The sequence below is a fragment of the Spartinivicinus poritis genome, from assembly GCF_028858535.1.
GTDB lineage: Bacteria > Pseudomonadota > Gammaproteobacteria > Pseudomonadales > Zooshikellaceae > Spartinivicinus > Spartinivicinus poritis.
Map to the genome: position 1 here is coordinate 109,961 of NZ_JAPMOU010000001.1, position 24,178 is coordinate 134,138.

18 protein-coding genes are annotated in these 24,178 nt (G+C 41.6%); 4 read left to right on the forward strand and 14 right to left on the reverse strand.

The annotated features are described in order from the left end of the window. Positions 1-159: 159 nt before the first annotated feature. The gene (locus ORQ98_RS00505) at positions 160-2,982 is read left to right on the forward strand and encodes a response regulator (RefSeq protein ID WP_274686807.1); all 2,823 of its coding nucleotides are present in this window, start codon (positions 160-162) and stop codon (positions 2,980-2,982) included. A gap of 8 nt (positions 2,983-2,990) precedes the next feature. Here ORQ98_RS00505 and recO read toward each other — a convergent pair whose 3' ends face one another. The 11 genes from recO to rpoE all read right to left on the reverse strand — a co-directional run bounded on the left by recO (position 2,991) and on the right by rpoE (position 13,054). Further along, complete coding sequence (gene recO / locus ORQ98_RS00510; protein WP_274686808.1) at positions 2,991-3,767, reverse strand: DNA repair protein RecO; 777 nt, start codon at positions 3,765-3,767, stop codon at positions 2,991-2,993. Positions 3,768-3,779: 12 nt separating this feature from the next. Next, positions 3,780-4,700, reverse strand: coding sequence for a GTPase Era (gene era, locus ORQ98_RS00515; RefSeq protein ID WP_274686809.1), 921 nt, complete (start codon positions 4,698-4,700; stop codon positions 3,780-3,782). Further along, positions 4,690-5,379: a ribonuclease III gene (rnc, locus tag ORQ98_RS00520; RefSeq protein WP_274686810.1), complete on the reverse strand. Its 690-nt coding sequence runs from the start codon at positions 5,377-5,379 to the stop codon at positions 4,690-4,692. The genes era and rnc overlap by 11 nt, the downstream gene beginning before the upstream one ends. Next, positions 5,376-5,750: a DUF4845 domain-containing protein gene (locus ORQ98_RS00525; RefSeq protein WP_274686811.1), complete on the reverse strand. Its 375-nt coding sequence runs from the start codon at positions 5,748-5,750 to the stop codon at positions 5,376-5,378. Before ORQ98_RS00525 ends, rnc begins: the two co-directional genes overlap by 4 nt. Positions 5,751-5,798: 48 nt before the next feature. After that, positions 5,799-6,617: a signal peptidase I gene (lepB, locus tag ORQ98_RS00530; RefSeq protein ID WP_274686812.1), complete on the reverse strand. Its 819-nt coding sequence runs from the start codon at positions 6,615-6,617 to the stop codon at positions 5,799-5,801. 6 nt (positions 6,618-6,623) lie between these two features. Beyond that, positions 6,624-8,423, reverse strand: coding sequence for a translation elongation factor 4 (lepA, locus tag ORQ98_RS00535; RefSeq protein WP_274686813.1), 1,800 nt, complete (start codon positions 8,421-8,423; stop codon positions 6,624-6,626). 196 nt (positions 8,424-8,619) lie between these two features. Beyond that, entirely contained in the window at positions 8,620-10,026 is a 1,407-nt protein-coding gene (locus ORQ98_RS00540; RefSeq protein ID WP_274686814.1) for a DegQ family serine endoprotease, read from the reverse strand. Between the two features lie 60 nt (positions 10,027-10,086). Beyond that, positions 10,087-10,572, reverse strand: coding sequence for a SoxR reducing system RseC family protein (locus ORQ98_RS00545; protein ID WP_274686815.1), 486 nt, complete (start codon positions 10,570-10,572; stop codon positions 10,087-10,089). 91 nt (positions 10,573-10,663) lie between these two features. After that, positions 10,664-11,692 carry a MucB/RseB C-terminal domain-containing protein gene (locus ORQ98_RS00550; protein WP_274686816.1) on the reverse strand — a complete coding sequence of 343 codons (1,029 nt, stop codon included), beginning with the start codon at positions 11,690-11,692 and terminating at the stop codon, positions 10,664-10,666. A gap of 1 nt (position 11,693) precedes the next feature. After that, positions 11,694-12,365 (reverse strand): sigma-E factor negative regulatory protein, encoded by a 672-nt coding sequence (locus tag ORQ98_RS00555; protein WP_274686817.1) that lies wholly within the window; start codon positions 12,363-12,365, stop codon positions 11,694-11,696. A 104-nt stretch (positions 12,366-12,469) separates the two neighbouring features. Continuing rightward, the gene (gene rpoE / locus ORQ98_RS00560; RefSeq protein WP_274686818.1) at positions 12,470-13,054 is read right to left on the reverse strand and encodes an RNA polymerase sigma factor RpoE; all 585 of its coding nucleotides are present in this window, start codon (positions 13,052-13,054) and stop codon (positions 12,470-12,472) included. 534 nt (positions 13,055-13,588) lie between these two features. Here rpoE and nadB point away from each other — a divergent pair. Beyond that, positions 13,589-15,199: an L-aspartate oxidase gene (nadB, locus tag ORQ98_RS00565; RefSeq protein ID WP_274686819.1), complete on the forward strand. Its 1,611-nt coding sequence runs from the start codon at positions 13,589-13,591 to the stop codon at positions 15,197-15,199. A 60-nt stretch (positions 15,200-15,259) separates the two neighbouring features. Here the strand turns inward: nadB and ORQ98_RS00570 are convergent, their stop codons facing one another. Together ORQ98_RS00570 and ORQ98_RS00575 are read right to left on the reverse strand one after the other, a co-directional pair. Next, positions 15,260-15,715 carry a protein YgfX gene (locus ORQ98_RS00570; protein WP_342455172.1) on the reverse strand — a complete coding sequence of 152 codons (456 nt, stop codon included), beginning with the start codon at positions 15,713-15,715 and terminating at the stop codon, positions 15,260-15,262. A 6-nt stretch (positions 15,716-15,721) separates the two neighbouring features. Continuing rightward, positions 15,722-15,979 carry an FAD assembly factor SdhE gene (locus ORQ98_RS00575; protein WP_274686821.1) on the reverse strand — a complete coding sequence of 86 codons (258 nt, stop codon included), beginning with the start codon at positions 15,977-15,979 and terminating at the stop codon, positions 15,722-15,724. 163 nt (positions 15,980-16,142) lie between these two features. Here ORQ98_RS00575 and ygfZ point away from each other — a divergent pair, with 163 nt between their 5' ends. After that, positions 16,143-17,171: a CAF17-like 4Fe-4S cluster assembly/insertion protein YgfZ gene (gene ygfZ / locus ORQ98_RS00580; protein ID WP_274686822.1), complete on the forward strand. Its 1,029-nt coding sequence runs from the start codon at positions 16,143-16,145 to the stop codon at positions 17,169-17,171. A 151-nt stretch (positions 17,172-17,322) separates the two neighbouring features. Then, positions 17,323-18,159: an HDOD domain-containing protein gene (locus ORQ98_RS00585; protein ID WP_274686823.1), complete on the forward strand. Its 837-nt coding sequence runs from the start codon at positions 17,323-17,325 to the stop codon at positions 18,157-18,159. 123 nt (positions 18,160-18,282) lie between these two features. Here the strand turns inward: ORQ98_RS00585 and ORQ98_RS00590 are convergent, their stop codons facing one another. Next, positions 18,283-24,135 (reverse strand): transporter substrate-binding domain-containing protein, encoded by a 5,853-nt coding sequence (locus tag ORQ98_RS00590; protein WP_274686824.1) that lies wholly within the window; start codon positions 24,133-24,135, stop codon positions 18,283-18,285. Between the last annotated feature and the right edge of the window lie 43 nt (positions 24,136-24,178).

Genomic DNA, 24,178 nt, shown 5'->3' on the forward strand with positions numbered 1-24,178 from the left:
CCGATAATAAGCTTTCAGCAGAAGAACTGTTAATATTGAAAAACTATAAAGTTACATCTGTTAAACATAAGCAACTAGTTTATTATACTAATTAGTCATACTTAGATGTATACCCAAAATGCAGGGTATGTTCAGCTCACTAAAGGTAAAATATCTATTATGCTAAAACAGCAAGGTATAAAAAGTCGTGTTTTGGCGCTTGCCTTGATTCCTACTATTAGTATTTCACTGATTTTAGGTACTTTCTTTACCTTAGCCCGTATCAACGACTTAGACGCTTTGCTGCTAGAGCGCAGTCAAACCACTATTCAACAACTGATTCCAATCACAGAACACACTTTATCATTAGATAATTTGAGTCTCATTCAAGAGATTGCCAGCTCTGCACTAGAAAAAAATGATGTCCGGTCTGTTAGCTTGTTTTCCCACACTAAAGTAGCTCTTGCCCATGCTGGTCCAAAAATTCAATTTAAGGACAGCCAGGAAAGCTACTTTCTAACCCGTCCTTTTCATACCTTAAACAAGCAGTCCTTACTGATCAGCACTCCCATTTATGCAAAACCTACTTTATCACCTGTTAACACTGAGACATCACTTAGTAGTGGGGGAGAAAAAGTCTTATTGGGATGGCTAATGGCTGAGTTTTCTCGAAGTAATACTGAAATTAAAAAATACCAAACCATCCTTGCCAGTGGCTTACTGATTCTTTCAGGGGTGCTAATTAACCTGTTTTTGGCATTAAAAATGGGTCACAACATAACAGGCCCACTGATGAAAATAATTAGTGCAGTCAATCACATGCGTGAAGGCAATTTAGATACTCGAATTAACACCAACACTGGTGGCGAGTTGCGGGCATTAGAAACCGGTATTAATGCTATGGTCGCATCACTCCAACGTGGCCAATTGGAAATGCAACAAAATATTGAACAATCAACCAAAGACCTTCAAGAAACCCTTGAAACGATTGAAATTCAGAATATTGAGCTGGATATGGCTCGTAAAGAAGCACTAGAAGCCAGCCGCATTAAATCTGAATTTCTGGCAAACATGAGTCATGAAATTAGAACGCCATTGAATGGTATTATTGGTTTTACTAACTTGCTTCTGCGTTCCAAACTGAATGAACGACAATTTGAGTACCTCAGTACAATCCAAAAGTCATCAGAAGGTTTATTATCAATCATTAATGATGTTCTCGATTTTTCAAAAATTGAAGCTGGCAAGTTAGAACTGGAAAGTATCCCTATCAATTTAAGAGAGAGTGTTGAAGAGGTATTAACTATTTTAGCCCCCAGTGCTCATGATAAGTCTCTGGAACTCATTCCTCTCATTTACTCTGACACACCTATTCACCTAATGGGAGACCCCCTACGGTTAAAACAAATTCTTACCAACCTGGTCAGCAATGCAATCAAGTTTACTAATGATGGCTCTATTGTTGTAAGAGCCATGCTTGAAGATGAAAAAGATAACCTTGTAACAATTAAAATCAGTGTTACCGATACGGGCATAGGGCTTTCTAACAAGCAGCAAAAGGAGTTATTTAAAGCTTTTTCTCAAGCCGATACCTCTACTACTCGAAATATTGGCGGTACTGGGCTTGGTCTGGTTATCTCCAAGCGACTTGCACAACAAATGTCGGGAGAGGTTGGGGTAGAAAGTGAGTTAGGTAAAGGCTCTACGTTTTGGTTTACTTTAACTGTACCCAAAGCCAATGAGCCTACCTTAAAAGAGCACTTCCCTGCTTTTTCCAATACCCATGTACTGATAATGGAACACCATGACCTCGCCAGACAAGCGATTGTTCATTTGCTTTCTGAGTATGACTTAAATGTTGATAGCTGCGCTAATGAGTCTTGTTTAGAAGAAAAACCCCAAGAGGCCAAAACCCAGGGAAAAACCTATGATGTATTAGTGGTTAGCCATCACCCTGCTTATTTAGATTTAGAAAAAATAAGATCATTAATTAAAGCAGCCAATGAAAATAAACAGTACTTGGTAATTTTGGCTCATACCAATAAAGAAGAAGCAATTAATAACATATTAGACCAACACAATAATGCGCTTTGTATTGTTAAGCCGCTTTGTCACAACCGTCTATATCGAGCACTTTCTTATTTATTACTTGAGAAAAGTAAACTCCCTCAAGGTAATCAAAGTAATATTGCCCGGCGTATTAATCAAGCTATTACTCGCCAACCCCATATCCTGGCAGTAGATGACAACCCAGCTAACTTACGCCTGGTTACTGCACTGTTAGAAGACCTTGGTGCAAAAGTAACTGCGGTAGACTCAGGTACCAAGGCCATTATTAAAACTAAACAATACCACTTTGACCTTATTTTTATGGATGTGCAAATGCCACATATGGACGGCCTGGAAACAACCCGTAGAATCCGTGAAAGAGAACTGTCAGAGCGACGCATCCCTATTATTGCGCTAACTGCCCATGCCTTAGCAGAAGAAAAAAAACAGTTATTGTTGGCTGGTATGGATGACTACATGACCAAGCCTATTAATGAAAATCAATTGCAACATATCATAAAAAAATGGACAGGCTTACATGTAGCACCTATTAAAGGTACGGATTATCTGAATGATACAAGTCATGCTGAGCCTGAAACAAAAGTAGTAGACTTAACAGAAGGAATAAAGTTAGCCGGTGGAAAAGAAGACCTTGCCAACGATATGTTATCCATGCTGTTTGAAAATTTAAAAAATGAACAAGAACAAATAAGAGCATTATATCGAAATAAACAATGGCCAAGACTACTGGAAGTTGTCCATAAGCTACATGGCGCCACTCGTTATTGTGGTGTACCGCTATTGCGTAATGCTTGTAATAATATGGAAACCATATTAAAAGCTTCTGAAAAAAATAAAGAAGAAAGACGCAAAGTGGCAGGTGCTATGGAAGAACTAATTGAACAAATTGAGCAACTACTGGACTGGCAGCGAAGACATGAAGGTACCGAATAAACAAAGTTCTATTTTTGTTTAGAAAACAGCATTCTGCTCATTAGCGGCTTACCGCCTAAATGCAACGCTAATGCCATTCTGGCAATTCGCTTAGCTGTTACCTTTAGTGGCTTAGTCCACGCCTGCGGGATATCAAGCTGGTCACTACTGGATTGTATATCACCATATCCATTTAACCATGGCAAACTAGCTAAAGTCAGTAGATCAGTGCCAGAAAACAAATAAATATCAGCCCTCTTTGAATGAAGATACTGTTCCTGAATGCAAAACCCCTGGTCAGGTAGAAAGGCATAACTTGCCGTAGAGCTAATGTCATTACCATTAACATCATGCTCAAATGAAACAGCATAGCCCAGTTCTGCTAACAAACTAAACTCAAACTGGCGAAGATATACTTCAGTTTGTTGAGGATCCTGCTGTAAAAGTGTCAGGGCCTGTTGATAACAATTAAATAGTTGGGGTGATGCTTCTTCAGCAGGCAATAATCTTATTAGTAATTCATTCAAATAAAGGCCACAGTAAAGTAACTTACCCAGCAGTGAATAGCGTAAGCCACTTAGCTCAACAGCTTTACCTGTTTTTAATTCACCATTACCTTTCCAGGTTAACCAAAGTGACTGGAATGGCTGTAAAAAATGCCGAAAACTCGGTTGTTTTTTAGAGTTTTTACTAGTTTGGAAAACTATTCGCTGCAACCCTTGCTGCTTCGTGAATACAATAGCAATTGCTTTATTATCTTGAAAGGGACGGGTATGCAGTACATACCCATCATCAGAAACCGTCATAAAAAGCAGGCTTTAATCTGTTGTATAACCCAAACTATTCAGTGCACGCTCGTCATCAGACCAACCACTTTTCACCTTGACCCACAAGTTCAACATCACCTTATTATCAAACAATTTTTCCATGTCGACTCTAGCATCACGGCCAATGATTTTAATCTGCTCTCCTTTTTTACCTATAACAATGGCTTTTTGACCGGCTTTTTCTACCAATATTAAAGCACTAATTGTTATTAGCTTTGACTCGACTTGAAACTGTTCTATTTCCACCGTGATTTGATAGGGAACCTCATCCCCTAACTGTCGCATAATTTTTTCTCTAACGATCTCAGCGGCTAAAAATCGTGAGCTGCGATCAGTAATTTGGTCTTCATCATAGAAATGATGACTTTTAGGCAAATAATCACCAACCAATTGCTCTAAACGATCAACATTGAGCCCGGTTTCTGCTGAAACTGGAATAATATCAGCAAAGGTCATTTTTTCATTTAGTAGAGAAATATGGGGTAAAAGTGCTGACTTGTCTTTCAGTTGATCAACTTTATTTACAGCTAAAATAACCGGACAATGAAGATTACATACTTTCTCCAATACCAGCTGGTCTTCGTCTGTCCAACCAGTTCGATCAACCACAAACACCACCACATCAACACCCTGCAAAGCTATGGTAGCCGTTTTATTCATATAACGATTCAATGCTTTTTTATTCGCAAGGTGCAACCCTGGAGTATCAACATAAATCGCCTGAGTAGTTGCCTCTGTTTTTATACCTAGAATTTGATGCCGAGTAGTCTGTGGCTTTTTTGAGGTAATACTAAGTTTTTGCCCCAGTATTTGGTTAAGTAAAGTAGACTTACCAACATTAGGCCGCCCGACAATTGCAACAAAACCACAGTGCAACTCTTGATCTGAGGCTGAGTTTGAATTAGTTACCACTACCATCTACTCCTAGTTGTTGCAATGCATGACGTGCTGCTTCTTGCTCTGCTCCTCGGCGACTGGAGCCAATACCCTTGGTTTTCTCTGCTAAACCTGCTACCACACACTCAATAGTAAAGGTCTGGTCATGGGCATCACCTTTAATATCCACCACCTCATATACTGGTAGCGCCAACTGCTTTGCTTGCAGGTATTCTTGCAAACGAGTTTTAGGGTCTTTTTGGGTATCGTCTAATGAAAGCTTTTCTAAACGAGGGGCAAACCAGGCCAAAACTCGTTCACGACAAGTGTCCAACCCATTATCAAGATAAATAGCACCGATTAATGCTTCTAACGCATCAGCTAAAATAGATTCGCGGCGAAAGCCACCACTTTTAAGCTCTCCAGACCCTAACCGCAAGTAATCACCTAAACCAAATTCTTTAGCAATTTTAGCTAGAGTGGCACCCCGTACTAATTTTGCACGCAGCCTACTAAGCTGTCCTTCTTTAGCCTGAGGAAACTGCTGATAAAGCGCCTCAGCAATAATAAAATTAACTATCGAGTCACCTAAAAACTCCAGGCGTTCATTATTCCCACCTGCATAGCTCCTGTGGGTAAGTGCCAACAGAAGCAGACTTTCATCCTCAAAGCTATAGCCTAGCTTTCGAAATAGTGATTGGTTTACTTTTTTCACTCGGCTTTGATTTTCCAACTATTTTCAAATGTTAAAACTAAGTCGATATTTTTGACTAAGTGCTCTCGCTTTTCATATTTAAGGCTGGCGGAAAGAAAACCACTCTCTTTTTTAACGACCACATCTTTAACATTTACATCACGAATCATATTGGTGGTAAAACCTTTAGAAATATAGTCCCGCACCTGCCTGGGGCTTGATTTAGCAATGCCAGGGCGCTCATCCAATGAGTCAAATACATTTTGAATTGCATAATTATCCATATAAATAGGTGCCAACTTCATTACCGTTACAACAGCAAAACCACCTACACATAATGCTAAAAACCAACCAAATGCAGTTAAGCCCAACTGCGACTTTTTAAGTTTCATGCCCAATAGCCCCTTAGTTTCTTATTAATTATTAGCTACTTACCAAAACTAGTTAATAGCTCCATTATTCTTAAAGCTAGGTAATTGCGTCCATTTTGGCCAGTGCATCCAAATGGCCACCGCTTTACCCACTATGTTCTCATCCGGAACAAACTTCCAAAAGCGACTATCATTGCTATTGTCACGATTATCACCCATGACAAAATAGTGTCCTTCTGGCACTACCCACTCGCCTTCTCCATCTTTTCTTGAAGCAGCCCCTAGGATTTTGCGTATGGTATGCTTATTTTCATCAATTGTTTCTTCAAATACTTTATATGGGCCTGCTCCAACATCAGTTCGTTTGGTGATAAATGACTCCTCAACCACATTACCATTGATATAGAGTTTTTTATCTTTATATTTGATGGTATCACCAGGCAAGCCAATCACCCTCTTAATAAAGTTAATATCGTCTCCGGGTTTGATAAACACCATCACATCACCACGTTGTGGATCACCAACATCGATTACTTTAGTCCCAATAACGGGCAGCCTGATACCATAGGCAAACTTATTGACTAAAATAAAATCACCGATATCAAGAGTGGGCTTCATTGAACCTGAGGGTATTTGAAATGGTTCATATAAAAATGAGCGTAATACCAACACAATAAATAACACAGGAAATACTGATTTAGCGGTTTCAATACCCACTGGCTCTTTCTGCAAACCTGCTACAACCTCATGGTCTTCAGCCGTTACGGTTGAACGGTATTGCTCTACTGCTAGTCTTCTTTTTGGCAGCAGTACTAACACATCCACCAGGTAAATAAGACCTGTGCCAAATACCAGTAACACTAAAATCAGAGGGAAATTGATATCCATATAATCCTACTTATCAACTTTTAACACCGCTAGAAAGGCATCTTGGGGGATTTCGACCTTTCCTACTTGTTTCATCCGCTTTTTACCTGCTTTTTGTTTTTCAAGCAGTTTTCGTTTACGACTAACGTCACCACCATAGCATTTAGCTGTCACATTTTTACGCAATGCTTTAACCGTTTGCCGAGCAATAATATGACCACCAATAGCCGCTTGGATAGCAACATCAAACATTTGCCGAGGAATAATCTCTTTCATTTTTTCACACAACTCTCGCCCCCGACGCATTGAGTGTTCTTTATGAACAATCAAAGCCAAAGCATCTACTTTCTCGCCATTGATTAAGATATCCAACTTAACCAAATCAGATGCTTCAAAGCGATCGAAAGTATAGTCTAGTGAAGCAAATCCTCGGCTCACTGACTTTAGACGATCGAAGAAGTCTAACACGACTTCACTCATAGGCAGTTCATAGGATAACGACACTTGTCCACCAACGAACTGCATATCTTTTTGCACTCCACGCTTTTCAACACACAGGCTAATGACGTTTCCTAAATAATCTTGTGGCACCAAAATATTGGCTATCACAATTGGTTCGCGCATTTCCTGAACACTAGAGGGATCAGGTAGTTTCGAGGGATTATCCACCATCACAATAGAGCCATCTTTCATTTCCAGCTCATAGATAACCGTGGGTGCCGTGGTAATCAGGTCTAGATCGTATTCTCGCTCGAGCCGCTCCTGGATAATTTCCATATGCAGCATACCCAGAAATCCACACCGGAAACCAAAACCCAACGCATCAGACGTTTCTGGCTCATAAAATAATGAAGCATCATTCAGGGTTAATTTTGCTAATGCATCTCTAAATGACTCATAGTCATCCGAAACAACAGGAAAAAGGCCTGCATATACTTGTGGTTTTACCTTTTGAAATCCTGGTAAGGGGGCCACTTCAGGGGTTTTTATTAAGGTGAGGGTATCACCGACAGGTGCACCATGAATGTCTTTAATACCAGCAACAACATAGCCTACTTCACCTGCTTTTAGCACACCCGTGGTTGCTCGTTTTGGAGTAAAAATGCCTACATCATCAACGACATGGCTGGCACCTGTAGACTTAACCAGCATTTTATCGCCTTTTTTCAGCTGCCCCTGTTTTACCCGAACTAATGAAACAATACCTAAGTAGTTGTCAAACCATGAGTCAATGATCAGTGCTTGCAGCGGGGCATCAATATCACCTTCAGGTGCAGGAACCAGTTCTACTAGTCGCTCTAATACATCTTCAATACCCAAACCGCTTTTTGCACTACAGCGCACTGCATCAGTAGCATCAATACCAATAATGTCTTCTATTTCCTGGGCTACTCGCTCTGGCTCAGCTTGTGGTAGATCCATCTTATTGAGCACTGGCACTACCTCAAGCCCTTGCTCAATAGCGGTATAACAGTTAGCTACCGATTGAGCCTCTACCCCTTGCGCTGCATCCACCACTAACAATGCACCTTCACAAGCAGAAAGTGATCGAGAAACCTCATAAGTGAAGTCAACATGGCCTGGTGTATCAATAAAGTTCAGCTGATAAGCCTTGCCATCCTTTGCCTGATAAGACAATGTGACACTTTGTGCTTTAATGGTAATGCCTCGCTCACGCTCCAAATCCATTGAATCAAGCACTTGCTCAGCCATTTCTCGCTCAGTAAGCCCTCCACAAAGCTGGATAAAACGATCGGCTATGGTGGATTTTCCATGGTCGATATGGGCAATAATAGAAAAGTTACGAATATGACTTAAATCACTCACGATGTAATCTACACATAATGCTAATGATGCATCCTGGAACAGGCTGCATTACTAAGTAGTTATAACAGACAAAGCCGATTGCTCAGCGGTTAATTTGGCGGGTAGTTTAGCCCATTAGTGGCAGGGCTGTCATGTAACAGCAAGAGATATAGTCTGCCAGGGCAAGAGATTTTGCCCTGACATAATTAGCTAATACCTACTCTGTTAATTTAAAAGTGATATAGCCTGGCCGAGCATTTCTTACCAGCCGCATTGAGACTGAGCGGTTAGTAGGCAGCTTAGCCATTATCTGTTTAAAGTCACGTACTGAATTTACTGGTTGGTTGTGGAGATCAGTAATGATATCTCCCCGACGGATACCCACTGAGCTAGCAGGTCCAACTAATACGCCAGTAACAATGACTCCATTACTTACTTCATATCTACGTTTTTGCTCATCAGTCAGATCTTCCACCTGTAAGCCTAACCGATTACCTGACTTGGTTGGTGCTGAAGTACGAGTTTTCCCTTTTTCATCTGGTAACTCACCAATAGTAACATCCAGCGTAATCTCTTTACCCTGGCGAACCACTTCAACAGGCACTTTTTTACCTACTGGTGTTTGGCCTACCGCATGAGGTAGATCAGCTGACACATCAATTTCTCTTTCAGCAAACTGGGTAATGATATCCCCTGGTTTAAACCCTGCCTCATCAGCAGGACCTTCTGGTAAAACTTCAGCGACAAGGGCGCCATGGGGCTTATCTAAACCAAATGACTCAGCCAAGTCTTTATTTACATCCTGAATATAAACACCTAGCCAGCCACGGCTCACATAACCTTTATCTTTTAGCTGAGACACCACATTCATTACAACATCAATGGGGATGGCAAATGAAAGTCCCATGAATCCACCAGAGCGGGTAAATATCTGCGAATTCACTCCAATTACTTTACCATCCATATCAAATAAAGGCCCACCTGAATTACCTGGGTTAATAGCAACGTCTGTTTGGATAAAAGGCACATAGTTTTCACTTGGCAAACTACGATTAATAGCGCTGATAATCCCTGCGGTTACTGAGTAGTCAAACCCAAAAGGTGAGCCGATAGCAACCACCCACTGCCCTGGTTTTAAGTTATCAGTTGTACCCAGTTCAACGGTTGGTAAGTTTTTAGCCTTAATTTTAAGTAGTGCCAAGTCAGAACGCTTATCTGCTCCAATCAGCTTTGCTTCTAGTTCCCTGCGATCACTCAGGCGAACAATAATTTGATCAGCCCCTTTGACCACATGATTATTTGTTAAAATGTAGCCATCTTCTGAGATAATAAACCCAGACCCCAACGACTGCGGTCTTGGCTTTCCACCTGGAGCTGGGCGCTGAGGATGAGGTCGACCAAAAAACTCTTGAAAAATATCAGGTATTTCATCATCAGGAAAATAGTAGCGATTCATTCGGTTCTGTTTCGGCAGCTGCAGCGTACTAATATTAACTACCGCAGGAGAAGCCTCTTCTACTAACTCCGTAAACTCAGGTAAAGACTTTGCATAAGCAGTTAGTTGAACCGTCATAAACAATGCAAAAATTGCAGTTGATTGTTTAAGCCAAGATCTCACTTTCATAAAAAATTTAATCCCTTCGCTAAGAGTTTGTTATTAACCTAATGTCTTAAAGTGTTAGCTTTATAAGGAAGTCACTATTGGGCTTTCAGCGTCTTGAATAGGCACTAAAACCTTTAGCACTGAGGGCTCCAGTGATTGTTGAAAAGATGTTTTATTAATAATTTTTCGTAACAAATAAAAACTCAGAAACAAACTGATAAAACCAAAAAGTATAGTGACCTGTTCCTGAAAACCTTGCCACTTCAGTAGCCAGCAGGTAAATAACATAAATATCAAAGGCAATAAATAAACCAATAATGAACCCTTGACTAAAGTATTTTCAGGTATTCCAATAACAACCGTGTCGCCCACTTGCAGGGAATGTTCGCTTCTCACTTTAATAGAGGAAGCAGAAGCAGTCTTTCTAGATGACGGTAGTTTATTTAACAGCTTATGACCACAGCCCTTATTTGCGGCACACTGACCACATACTGACTGCTGTTGGGTTTCTACCCAAGCACCACCATTTTTATCAATAGCTGTTACAATTCCGTGCTCTTCAACCATTAATAACTAAACCAACTGTATTTCAACCTATAATAATAGCCCAGTTGCTGCTAAAGCTAGTTATACATAACTTGTTATTAAGCTTAGACGGCTACTGGCTTATAGAAACAGCACTGCCTTTCTGCAACTTTACTGACATTGCAATGCGTTCAGCTGCTGCTAAAGGAAGCTCGCCTACTACTGTAATTAAAAACTCACCTTGCTCAAATGACAGTACTTTAGTAAACGCGGTAATCGCACCTTCTCGCTTAATGACTGATACAGCATTTGTAGGTTTTGCCTCTACAAAGACAGAGAACCCTGCAAGACCATCAGTATACATCAATGACTCAACTGCTTTTTTGGTTACAGGGCTATGCTGTTGATTGCGACGAAATAGCTCAAACCCTGGAGGAACCCAATTCACATACCAGCTTTCATTATCGCCTGGCTTGTCATTAGCTTTATTGTAAGCTTTGGATACGATGACTTTTTCTGATTTAACAGACCCTTTTAACGAAGCAACCAGCTTGGTTTCAGGTATTTCATGCCCCACTTCAAGGGAAGTAAACTGGAGTCGTTCTAGCATTTCCCCTTTTCGGTTAAGCAAGACCAGTTTTAACAACAAAGATGAGGCCTCATCCAACCATATTTCATAGCCATACCGAAACTCATCCTTTGGCTGAACTAAAACAACAACCGCCTCTCGGCCTGCTACTCGACCTTTACCTGCTACTTTTAAACTATAATGTTCCGCTAGTTTGCCTGGATTTTCACTAAGAACCCTGCCAAATGCTAATGGAGAGTCACCACGCTCAAAGCGAATCACTTCATTATCAGCATTTATACAAACTACCTTGTTACCATCTCGCACAACCTCTCGCTTAGGTCCATCTAAAAATACCAACCGCTCTCTTTCTTGGCCATCAGTGACAGAATGAGTAATAGCAATACTATTTAAGCCTTGGCTGTGCTGATAAATAAACTGGCCTTCATAATTTAATTCACGAAAGGCCTTAGTCATTCCTGTCAACCATTGTGCAGCTGACAGGCCGGTTTCTGCTAAAATATTGCCACTTGATCCAATCAATAATGAAAAAGCTAGCCACGAGGTAGCTCGACTCCAACACCGCTTTTTCATACTACTGAGTCTCAAATTTATCTACCCGGGCAAACGGTAAAATACCTTGACCATTAGTAAGAGTCGAGTGCTCAGCATGCTGTATCAAATAAGACTGAATGCGAGTTTGCGTTGCTTGGTCAATTGTCTGCTGAGGAAATAGCCGAGGCGAATTCACAGAAGACTGTCGAACAGCCGAGACAGGAGTTGCTACTTGCGGCGATGATGCTAATTGTGGCCCAGAATTAAAAGCAGGTGCTGTGTATTTTGCATTAGTTTCAGCTGCTCTTTCTTGATCAGTAACAGCAAGCGGTTGTCCTGGCTGTTCTAATTGCTCAGCCTGAAATACCTGCACCCCTACTACTACAGCAAAAGCAACAGATGCTGCAACAGCAACACTAGCTAAAGGCTGCAACCAGCGCCCCACCACTGTTTTTTCAGCTCCATTCACAGAGCTAACTTGTAACGCTGGCTCCTCCTTTATCGAAGCACTCACTGCAGAGGAAATATCAATGGAGGAAAACTGATGCGTTTCATGTCGCATGGCCTCACCAATCAGGTGATACCGAAATGATGTTTGTCTAACCGCATCATTCTCTTGCGACTGTTTAAGTAGTCGGTGTATTTCTAACTCACTGGCCTCACCATCGATGAATGCGGACAATGACTCGCACAAACGTTCATCTTGATTCATGAGGCACCTCACAAGAATAGCTATATTTTTGTCGCATTTCTTTCTCTTTCATGCCTAACTTTAAATAGCTTAACTTCAATAATCTCAAACCAATTATTAAATCATTAAGCTTGGTTAACTAATGGCCTAATTTGTTTATCAATTGCTTCCCTTGCACGAAAAATTCGTGACCGCACTGTCCCAACGGGACATTGCATAACCTCAGCAATTTCTTCATAACTTAAGCCATCAAATTCTCGTAATGTCACCGCTGTTCTTAGGTCATCAGGCAAGCCCGCAATTGCCTTGTAGACCACTTTTTCTACTTCATCACGAAAAAGCCGATTTTCTGGTGATTCAATATCTTTAAGAGGATTTTGCCCTTCAAAATACTCAGCATCCTCTGTATCAACATCAGTATCAGGTGGGCGTCGCCCCTTGGATACTAAGTGATTCTTTGCTGTATTTATCGCAATTCGATACAACCAGGTATAAAATGCGCTATCTCCTCTGAATTTATCAAGTGCTCGATAAGCTTTGATAAACGCTTCTTGAGCAACATCCTGAACTTCCTGATGATCATGAATATAACGACTAACAAGTCCCAGGATTTTGTGTTGGTACTTCATTACCAACATATCAAAAGCACGCTTATCCCCCTGTTGCACTCGCTCAACTAATCGTTGATCCGAGTCTTGCGTACTTACCATCGCCACCTCCCCCGCTCAATGGCTAAAGGCTGCAGTTGCAGCTGAAAGCCCCGTGGGAGTTGCCGAAGCATCACATTTTGTTCTGTTGTGTAGACCATACTCAATAACAAAAGTTCTCTGCTTTTTTAGGATAAGTCATCTAATCATGCCCCGCAGGATTTAATAAACCAACTTACCCAATTAACTTTACTCAACTGCCTTCTTAAACTACCTAAAAATGCCTTAGTTATCTGTATTATCTGTCTGCCTAACTGCTGATTAGCTATCAAGCTAGTTGTACCTCAGCCAAACTAACAACAGTTGTAGTCTATTAATAGAAAACAACTTTCTATTTCCTGACGGATAATTGATTCACTCAATCGCCTTAAGTTCCTTCCAGAACCTTAAGCCTTTTCACAAAATTGGTTGATTAGCGCCACAGCAGTCTCGTTATTTAATTAACAGTTTTAGTGTCGTAATCATGCTAGCCGCCATAAAGGGTATGCAGTTATACTAGCGTTTTTTGTTAAATGCCCATTGATTAGCTCCCACCCTATGAAAACAGCCCATCATTTTGATGTCCTCATTATCGGAAGCGGTGCAGCAGGTCTGACGTTAGCGCTTCACCTTGCTGAACAGTCCAGTGTAGCCGTATTAAGCAAAGCCGACCTGGCTGCTGGCTCAACTTATTGGGCCCAAGGAGGTGTTGCCGCTGTAATTGACAGTGACGATACCATAGAAGCGCATATTAACGATACTGAAAAGGCTGGAGCGGGTCTTTGCCACGCAGATGCAGTGAAATATACCGTTAGTCACAGCCAAGAAAGCATCCAATGGCTGATTAATAGTGGCGTGCCTTTTACCAAAGACAGAAAAAGTAACAATGGCTTTCACCTTACTAAAGAAGGTGGTCATAGCCATCGCCGAGTTATCCATGCAGCCGATGCCACTGGCCAAGCAATTTTTGAAACACTTATAGAAAAAGCACAGGCTCATCCTAATATCACTCTATTTGACCAACGTGTTGCCATTGACTTGATTAATAGCCAAAAATTTGGTCATGCTCACAACTGTTGTATAGGTGCTTACGTACTGAACCTTAGCACTGATCAAGTAGAGCTATTTCAAACTAAGTTCACTGTCATTGCGACAGGTGGTGCCAGCAAAGTTTATCTATATACGAGTAATCAGGATGGTGCTTCAGGAGATGGCATTGCGATGGCTTGGCGAGCAGGTTGCCGAGTAGCCAATATGGAGTTCAATCAGTTTCACCCTACTTGTTTATTTCATCCCCATGCCAAGTCATTTTTAATTTCTGAAGCCGTTAGAGGAGAAGGTGGCAAATTACTATTACCCAATGGCCAGCGCTTTATGGATCAGTTTGATCCTCGTGGTGAATTAGCTCCTCGCGATATTGTGGCACGAGGCATTGACCATGAAATGAAACGCTTGGGTTTAGACTGTGTATTTTTAGACATTAGTCATAAGCCTGCCAAATTTATTGAGCAGCATTTTCCCACCATATTACAGCACTGTGCCAGCTTTGGTATTGATATCACCAAAGAACCTATTCCAGTAGTGCCTGCCGCTCACTACACTTGTGGGGGAGTTTTAGTTGATCAGCATGGCCAAACAGATATTCCCAACCTTTACGCTATTGGAGAAGCCAGCTTTACAGGCTTACACGGAGCCAACCGATTAGCCAGTAATTCATTATTAGAATGTATTGTTTATGGCCGCTCTGCTGCAATAAACATTTTAGCAAAACTGCCAAACACCCAGACAACACCAGCTGTACCAGCATGGGATGAGAGTCAGGTCACTGACTCAGATGAAGACATTATTATTGCCCACAACTGGGAAGAGTTAAGACGGTTCATGTGGGACTATGTAGGCATCGTCAGAACCAATAAGCGCTTACAGCGTGCCAAACACCGTATTGACCTTTTACAACAAGAGATTTATGAATTTTACAGCAACTATAAAGTCAGTAATGACTTAATTGAGTTGCGTAACCTGGCTGTCGTTGCAGACTTAATTATCCAGTCTGCCTTGCAACGAAAAGAGAGTCGTGGTTTGCATTATACCCTTGACTATCCAGAGCAATTACCCGTTGCTACTGACACTATCTTAATCCCTGAAAATTTTCTAGGTGCGAACTTCTAACGGTAAGCAACAGAAAGTTGTACCTAATTGCAACAAGAGAGACTTTTGCAAAGCTAGGTTTTAAAGAATAGGGTTTTCTGGCTCAGTGGCAAAGTCGTGGCTTAAAATTACTCGCAATTGACGGTAGGCTTCTTTATCAACAGAGTCGGGGGTAATCACCAGCGAGTATCGTGACAACTGGCCTACTTTAATCCGAACAATCGTTAAGGGCACAGTGATAAAACAGTCATTTGCTAGCTCACCCTGAAAAGTAACTTGCTGGTTGGTTAGTAACTGCCACTGAGTTTGACTCAACCGCCTAAGCTCAATAATGCTACCTGGCAGCTTTTTTAATCCATACAACAAAGTTTGATAACAACCAAAAGCCAGTAGGCCACCAACCGTAGTTAACTTAAGTGCCCAGTGTATATTTACCAGCCAACAAAGTAATACTGCCAACCCTAAATATAAACTAGTAAGGTAAATACAAAGCGCCTTAGAAGAACTGATTTTTAACTTAAGTTGGTGACCATTAATTTAGCGCTACTCCTTTGGTTGCACTCGATCCAAAATAATATCAACAATACGAGCTAGGTCAGGGTCTTCTGGGCGACTTTTTTGCATAAACCAGCCAAACATATCTTGATCCTCACAACTCAGTAGCTTTTCATAACGGGCTTGATCTTCAGGGCTCAACTGCGGATAAGCTTCCTTTAAAAAAGGCACTAATAGTACATCCAACTCCAGCATACCGCGCCGACTATGCCAAAATAACCGATTGAGTTCAGTTTGTGATTTCATAACAAGCCTCTACTACTTTGAGATAAGGGTCTGTTCCACTCCCTAGCCCTAGCATTATATGCTTCCTCAACAAATTACGCATTTATTCATGTTGATAATCTCAGTAATATGTCAATCATATTCTCTTTTATCATCATCACTAACAACAGGTTAAATGTTCAACATGACCACCACATGGCAATCATTTCTAACTAAACAGGGTGCAACCTTTGATGGCCATCTACTGACATGCTTCCATAACCAAGAAGAGCTATCAGACATAACTCAACAGTCCATCATTAGTGACCTTGGACCACAAGGAATTTTACAAGTATCTGGAGAAGGTGCTGAGCAATTTTTACAAGGCCAACTGACTTGTGATGTCAAAGCACTCCCAGACAATACCCTGACATTAGGTGCCTGTTGTAATAACAAAGGACGAATGCTTACTAACTTTTACTTACTTCGCTTGCCCAATCATTTTTGGCTAATTATGGATCGTAATTTAGTCGACTCGATGATTGAAGAACTGAAAAAATACTGTGCTTTTTTTAAAGCCGAAATGCTTAATGTCACTGACCAATATGTAAGCCTTGGACTAACAGGCTCACATATCCCTTCATTACTCAATAGCCAGCAAATACCAACACCATCCGAAGCTGGACAAAGCCAGTCTTTTAGTAACCAGGTGATTTGTCAGCTACCAAGCCAGCTCCATCGTTATCAAGTCTGGTTAACTACAGCAACTGCAGTCCAATTATGGGAAAACTTGCCTGCCGAAGTTGCTCCAGTTAGTTACAACCAGTGGCAACTACTTGATATTCAGGCTGGTTTAGCTTGGGTAAACCAGGAAGCTCGCCTGGCATTTATTCCTCAACAGTTTAATATGCAGGTAACAGGAGGTATAAGCTTTAAAAAAGGCTGCTATACAGGTCAAGAAATTGTTGCGCGCATGCAATATTTAGGGAAACAAAAAAATCATCTGTATTGCATTCAATACCAAACAGATCAGCCGATTCCTAATATGACTCCTCTCCAGTCTCACTCACATACGGCAAATGTAGGCCACTTGATTAATAGCGCACAAATAACCAATAACCAGTTCCAAGCACTAGCTGTACTACAAGATAAGGCAGTTGCAGCAGATGACTTATATTTTGCCAAACAGCCAAATGAAAAAGTGATATTGTTGGATTTGCCCTATACTGTCTAAAAAGATACACCTCCCAGGTAATAGAGGGTGTTGCAAAAGAGTACAGAAAGTAAATTTTGCGACAACCTGAATACACTAGGGGTATATTTATCTGTTCGCCAAATAAACGGACTATACTAATCCCGGACTGATTAATTTGGGTGCTTTCCCTATGGCTAACCTGTCAGAACGAATTGAAGAAGAGATTTTAGACGCACTTAGAAATGATGAATTAAGCCTGCCAACCCTTCCTGAAGTAGCATTAAAAGTACGGGAAACCGCAGAAGACCCGGAAGCAGGAGTGGTTGAGTTGGCAAAAGTTATTAGTAATGATGCCGCCATTACCGCTCGCATTATAAAGGTCGTTAACTCCCCCTTAATGCGTACCAGCCGTGAAATCGATAATATCCAAATGGCGGTGAATCGGCTAGGTATGACCTATAGTGCCAACCTTGCCACCGGGCTGGCGATGGAGCAAATGTTCCAAGCTACTTCAGATGTTGTAGACAAAATGATGCGCGATGTGTGGTCTAAAAGCACTGAAGTTGCAGGTATCTGCAATGTGTTATGCCGACACTATACTAAGCTACAACCAGACCAAGCAATGCTTGCAGGACTCATGCATAAAATTGGTGCACTACCAGTGCTGACTTATGTGGAAAGTATCTCTAACATTCCCGATAGTATTACCCTGGCTCATGTTATTGAAAAAACTCACCCCACTCTAGGCACCAAAATTCTTGAAGCCTGGGATTTCCCCAGCATGATTGCCAAAGTGCCTGAAGAATATATCAAGTTTGATCGAGACTCCCCTAAAGTAGATTACGTAGATATTGTGATGGTCGCTAACTTACAAAGCTTAGTCGGCACTGGCCACCCTTATACAGAAATGGACTGGAGTTCAATAAAGGCTTTTGAAAAACTCGGCTTAGATCCAAATGTAGACATGAACGAAGCTGAAGACTTGAGTGATGAGATGGAAGCCGCTATGGCCCTGCTAGCTCAATAATGACCTAATGCTATTAATGGTTTAACACTATCACTTGCCCTGCTGCCAAACAAATGCTGCCTTTAGGCTTCTGGCAACAGGGTTTATTGATAGGCGTATTGCTAGTCTTTTGCAACGATATATTTAAGGGATATTCTCTTCTACTAGGTGCAACGCTTCATCAAAGTCAAAGTTATCAATTTTTTCTCCAATTTGGCCAAGCAGCTTTGGATCAAGTGCGTTCGTTAACTGGGGCATTAACTTTTGCCATACAGCCATTACTTCGGTATCCCCACTAGCCAGCATATTTTTCAATTGACCAAGTTCATCTGCAGCAGAGGCATCACTACTATTATGCTCACTAGTCACTTCAGCTCCAACAGCTGCTTGGATGTCAGTTGTCGTATCATCAGTGTCTTCACTAATGACTCCTGGTAACTGACTCAATTCTTCTGACAACATTTGAGAGCATGCTTCTAGTTGATTAAATGCCTGCTCAGCCTGCTCAAACTGCTCTGCTTTAATTAGTTTTTCTAATGCCAAGCAACTGTCTTGTAATTCGTTAGCACCAATATTACCCGCAACCCCCTTCATTGTATGAGCTTGATAAAGGGCTTGCTCCCAGTCTCGATTAGTAAGTGACTGCCCTAGTGACTGCAAATTTGCTGGCTGCTGATTAATAAAATCGCGGAGCAACTTACAATATAAAACCTGATTTTGCATAACCCTGGATAAGCCTGCAGTTAAATCAATACTAGCAAGCTGCTCTGGCCACTCTAACTGAGGTTGATTAACCCTTTTATTGCTAATAATGGGTTTCGCTTTGAGCCACCTGGCAATCATGACACTCAATTCATCAGGGTTTAATGGCTTTGCAATATGGTCATTCATACCTGCAGCCAAGCACTTTTCTCGATCTCGTCGCATTGCATGAGCTGTCATTGCCACAATAGGCAGCTTATCAAATTGAGGCATACTGCGAATTTTTTCTGTTGCCTGAAAGCCATCCATTTCAGGCATTTGAATATCCATAAATACCAGTTGAAAGTTATCCTGCTGAATGCGGTCTACTGCCTCTCGACCATTATTAACAATGACAACATTCAAGCCCAGTGCTAATAATAATTCCTGAGCAACCTGCTGGTTAATTTCATTATCTTCTGCCAACAATACTTTAGCACCCGCCAGTTGTGGTGCTATTTGAGTCAATTGCTGACTGCCTTTTAATACTCTGGCTCGATACCAGCGGTCGCAGGTTCTTAAGACAGTTTCCAGTAATACGGAAGGGCTGACAGGTTTAATTAAAAAACCATCCACGGCACCTTGTGCCTGTTGCATAATTTCTTCCCGGCCATAAGCGGTGACCATTACAATTGCAGGTATTTTATATAGCCCCTCCATTTGCTTGATATGAATTGATGCATCTATACCATCAGTGTCGGGCATTCGCCAATCCATCAACACCAGCTCAAAACAATCACCAGGCATCTGGTTAGCCTGCTTAATTAATTCATAAGCTTCCGTCGCTGAGCTGACCGCCTGAGGTCTCAGGCTAAATGTTTCCAGCATATCAGTAAGCACTGTTTGTGATGTTTCATTATCATCCACTATTAATACGCGAACACCTTGCAGCTCTTCACTGAGTCTTTTTAATTGATCTTCTGAGCGATGGATGCCAAGTTTAGCGGTAAACACAAACTCACTGCCATGCCCCACTTCACTCACTACTTTTATATCTCCTCCCATCATGGCCACGAGTTTTTTACAAATGGCTAGGCCTAGCCCTGTGCCACCAAACTTACGGGTGGTTGAGCCATCCACCTGAGAAAATGAGTCAAATAAGCGAGTTAAATGATCTTCACTAATCCCAATACCACTGTCCTTGACAGTAAATACCAGTTCAACTTCTTCATCACCTTTCGAGCGTACTTTAGCACTAACCGTCACCTGCCCTTTACGGGTAAACTTAATCGCGTTATGAGTTAAATTAATTAAGACTTGGCCCAACCGCAGTGGATCACCGATCAATTGACGAGGCACATCAGGCTCTATTTGATACACAACTTTTAGGTTTTTCTCTTCTGCTTTAACCCCCATCATGCTCGATAAATTATCAAAGACTTCTTCTATATCGAAGTTGATGGACTCCATATCCATTTTGCCTGCTTCAATTTTTGAGAAATCTAGAATGTCATTAATAATGCCCAGCAAAGCGTGGGATGAAGATTTAATTTTACTAATATAGTCGTATTGTTTTTTACTGAGCTCTGTCTGAAGTGCCAAATGACTCATACCAATAATAGCGTTCATTGGTGTACGAATTTCATGGCTCATATTGGCTAAAAATTCACTTTTCGCTAAATTTGCCTGATCTGCTGTTTCTTTAGCTTGACGAAGCGCTTCTTCAGCGTGTTTACGGTCAGTAATATCCCGGCTGGACATAAACACATAGCCTTCACCGTCATACTCCATAAAGTTAGCCGTTACCTCCACAGGGTAAACAGAATTATCTTTACGGCGTCGGAGGGTTTCGAAGGTTCTGGGTTTACCACGGGTTAGTACATTCCACAACGATTCCCAGGCTCGCTGATTCAACTCAGGGTCAATGTTCGTAACTTTTTTATTGAGTAACTCTTCCTGCTCGTAACCCAATGAACGGCATAAGGCCATATTCACATAACGATGGCTGCCATCCTGACGCACCCAAAGAATATCATCTGCAGAATTATCTAAAGAAAAACGAGCTAATGACAATTCTTGTCGGCGGGTTAACTCTTCCGTGATATCGACATGCGTACCCACTGCACGCAAGGGTTCATTTTTATGATTACGCTTAACCACCTTACCCCGAGTTTGTACTGTACTATAACTGCCTTCTTGCCGGCGTACTCGATAAGTGCATTCAAAACTGTCATTTTGGGTGGCAAACATATGGTCTAAAAATGCCGTCGTTTGCGCTTTATCATCAGGGTGGATTAAATCTTCCCAGGCTTCTTTCGTTCCTTTTATCGTATCAGGCTGATACCCCAGCATAATGGCAAAACGAGGACTAAAATAAATTTTGCCTGCCGGAATATTCCAGTCCCAAAGCCCATCTGTCGCAGCATCCATTGCCAGTTGATAGCGCTCTTCACTTATACGTAATGCATCCTCAGCATCTTTACGGGCTCGGCCAATGGCAATTAATTCTCCTGCGCGCCATAACAAAGCAACTTCTTCACTAGTCCAGGTTTTATCCTGATCAACTGTGACTTGGGCAATGGAGCCAACAACCCGCCCTGACAGCAACATAGGCACATGAATAACTGAGCGAATATTGAGTGATTCCAAATAATGGCGTACTGATGAAGGCTCATGCACACCAAAGCTACCCAACGACCACTGGCACACTTCCCCTTTTAATGGCCGACTATCCAGTGCCCGAAAATGTTCAGTTAACATTTGCTGCTGCTGTTCGGTATAGTCTGGCATGGATTTAATGTGCCAGTTATGAGTGATGCTGGCTCTTTTATAATCAGTGTCATAATTCAGTACATAGCTGCGATCAGCCCCCATAAACTCACCAATCACTCTAATGGTGTACTGAATTGCTTCATCCAGCTCCCGATCCATAAACTGCCGGGTAATGTTACTGATCATCCGGTCCATTTGCGCCCGCATCCGTAAGGCTTTTTCTGCCTTATGACGCTCATCAATTTCTCTGGATAACCGCCAGTTCCAGTAAATAATCAGTAAAATAATGGCCAGGGTAATAACCACCCCGATAATAAATTCTTTCGTAGGCTTCCATACTCTAGGTTGAATAGAAATCCACTTTCCTTCGATTTCATTTTTTTCTTTCGTTGGAATACTACTCAACACTTTATTTAGAATGGTGCTAAACACTTCCCAGTGGCGATGGGTGGCCATTCGATAGTCGTAGTTATACCCCACTTCAGCAACATTGCGTAAATTGGTTATCTTAGTCCGATCAATGGAGTACGATAGAGTCGCCCGGTTAACTATCATCGCATCAAGCTGACCTAACGACACCTGCTTAATACCACTAACAAAGTCCGGCACATTGATAAATTCGATTTCTGGGTAGCGGGATTTAATAAATTCCGTTGGTTCAAAATCAGGCAAAGTAGCCACTTTTTTGCCCGCTAAATCTTTTATGCTTTTAATGCTATCGTCGGTACTGCGCGCAATAATGTCAGTTGGAATTTTCAGATAAGGCTGAGTAAAGGCATAGCGCTTGGCATGATCTTCATCCCAGGCAATCACACTCAGCATATCCACTTCACGACGACGTAATTTCTCTTTAGCTGCTTCCCAATTAGCCGAAGGGACGTATTTCATAGTAATCCCTAAGCGCTTCTCAATAATCTCTATATATTCAGCAGCAATTCCCCGATATTTGCTATCTTCATCTAAAAACTCGATCGGTGGGTATTTAGGGTCACCCGTAAAAGTTATTATGGGGTGGTCAGCTAGCCATTGTTTTTCTTCTTCAGTTAATTTAAGGGGAACAGCCTTATCACTAAAATAACGGGTTTTTGGGTCTGCTAACCAACGAGCTTCCATTTCTCGAAACTGTTCATGGGTGATTAAACTGAGCCCCTTATTAATATCATTTAATAGATCTCGACGCCCTTTCAGTACTCCCGCATGAAATTTTTCCCGAAAAGTAAACTGGGTGGATGCTTTTATTTCACCCACCAGCCCCAACCGATTCAGCAAAATATTAATTGACACGCGCTCAGCAATAAACGCATCAATTTGTTTTACCTGTAACGCACGAATTAGGCTTTCATTATTTTCAAAGGTAATCACTCGGGCATCAGACCAATGTTTATCTATATACACCTGATGGGATGTCCCTCTTACTACCCCTAAACGTCTACCCGCTAATTGCTCTTTGCTACGAATTGGCTCACCCGACGCGTCATAAAACAACACCGAGCTCATTTCATAAAAGGGTTGTGAAAATTCCAGCCATTCTTTGCGAGCAATCGTTTCCGAAAGCCCAGAGTGAATATCCACCTCTCCATCCTGCACTGACTCAAGGGTTTCCTGCCACTCAGTCGCCTTAAAGCGCACTTGCTTGCCATTTTTTTTCGCCCAAAGCCGCCATAAATCAACAAAGAGCCCAGCTGGACGACCTTTGGCATTTAAAAATGATAACGGAGGGAAGTCAGTATCAATAGCAACAATTAAAGCCCCACTGGTGTAGCTTTGGGTTTGCTCCAACCATTTATTTTCTATTGCTTTGCGATCAGCTGCTGAAATTTCTTGCATACCTTCTCGAATCAAGGCTTCGATTGACTCATTATCAGGATTTACTGCAGCATAAAGGGTTCGATGATACAGAGGCTGTTCTGCTTGGTAATTATATTCCCGAGAGATCCCCTGCTTAGCCATTAAAAACCGCAAAGTAGGTCCACTGCCCACAAAAACGCGGATTTCTCCTGCTTGAGCAGCTTTCAACATTGCTATATTATTTTGATACCTAACTAATGACGCATCTTTTAAGCGGCTTGTTATTTCTTCAGCAGTGTCTGAGCCACTGACTATGCCTATTTTAAAGCCTGCTAAATCCTGTAGACTTTTTACCCCCAAAACATTTCGATGATAAAAAAAGTAAATACTGCTTTTTCCAACTGGCGTAACGCCTTTTAGATTAATTGCTTTTAGTTCCTTGGTAAGTAAGCCTGCATGGATATCCGCATGCCCCCTTGCTACCATTTCTGCTGCCACTATCGCAGGTGCACCCAAAAAACGCACCTGCACATTAGCTTGATCAGCCCAGCGACGCCACAAATCAATAACAAAACCATCAGCCTTGCCTTGTTCATTAGTGAATTGATAAGGCTCTTGGCCGAGTGAGTAGGCTACCGTTATCGTATCTTGGGGCTGATTACCAACCTGCTCCCCCTGTTCTGCTTGGAGAGAACTGCAAAAAGTGGTGATAACTAACCATAACGGGAACAACAGAAAAAAAGTAAATTGCTTCATCAATAGACCATGGCAATGCTGACTGAGATAAACCCATTGTTAT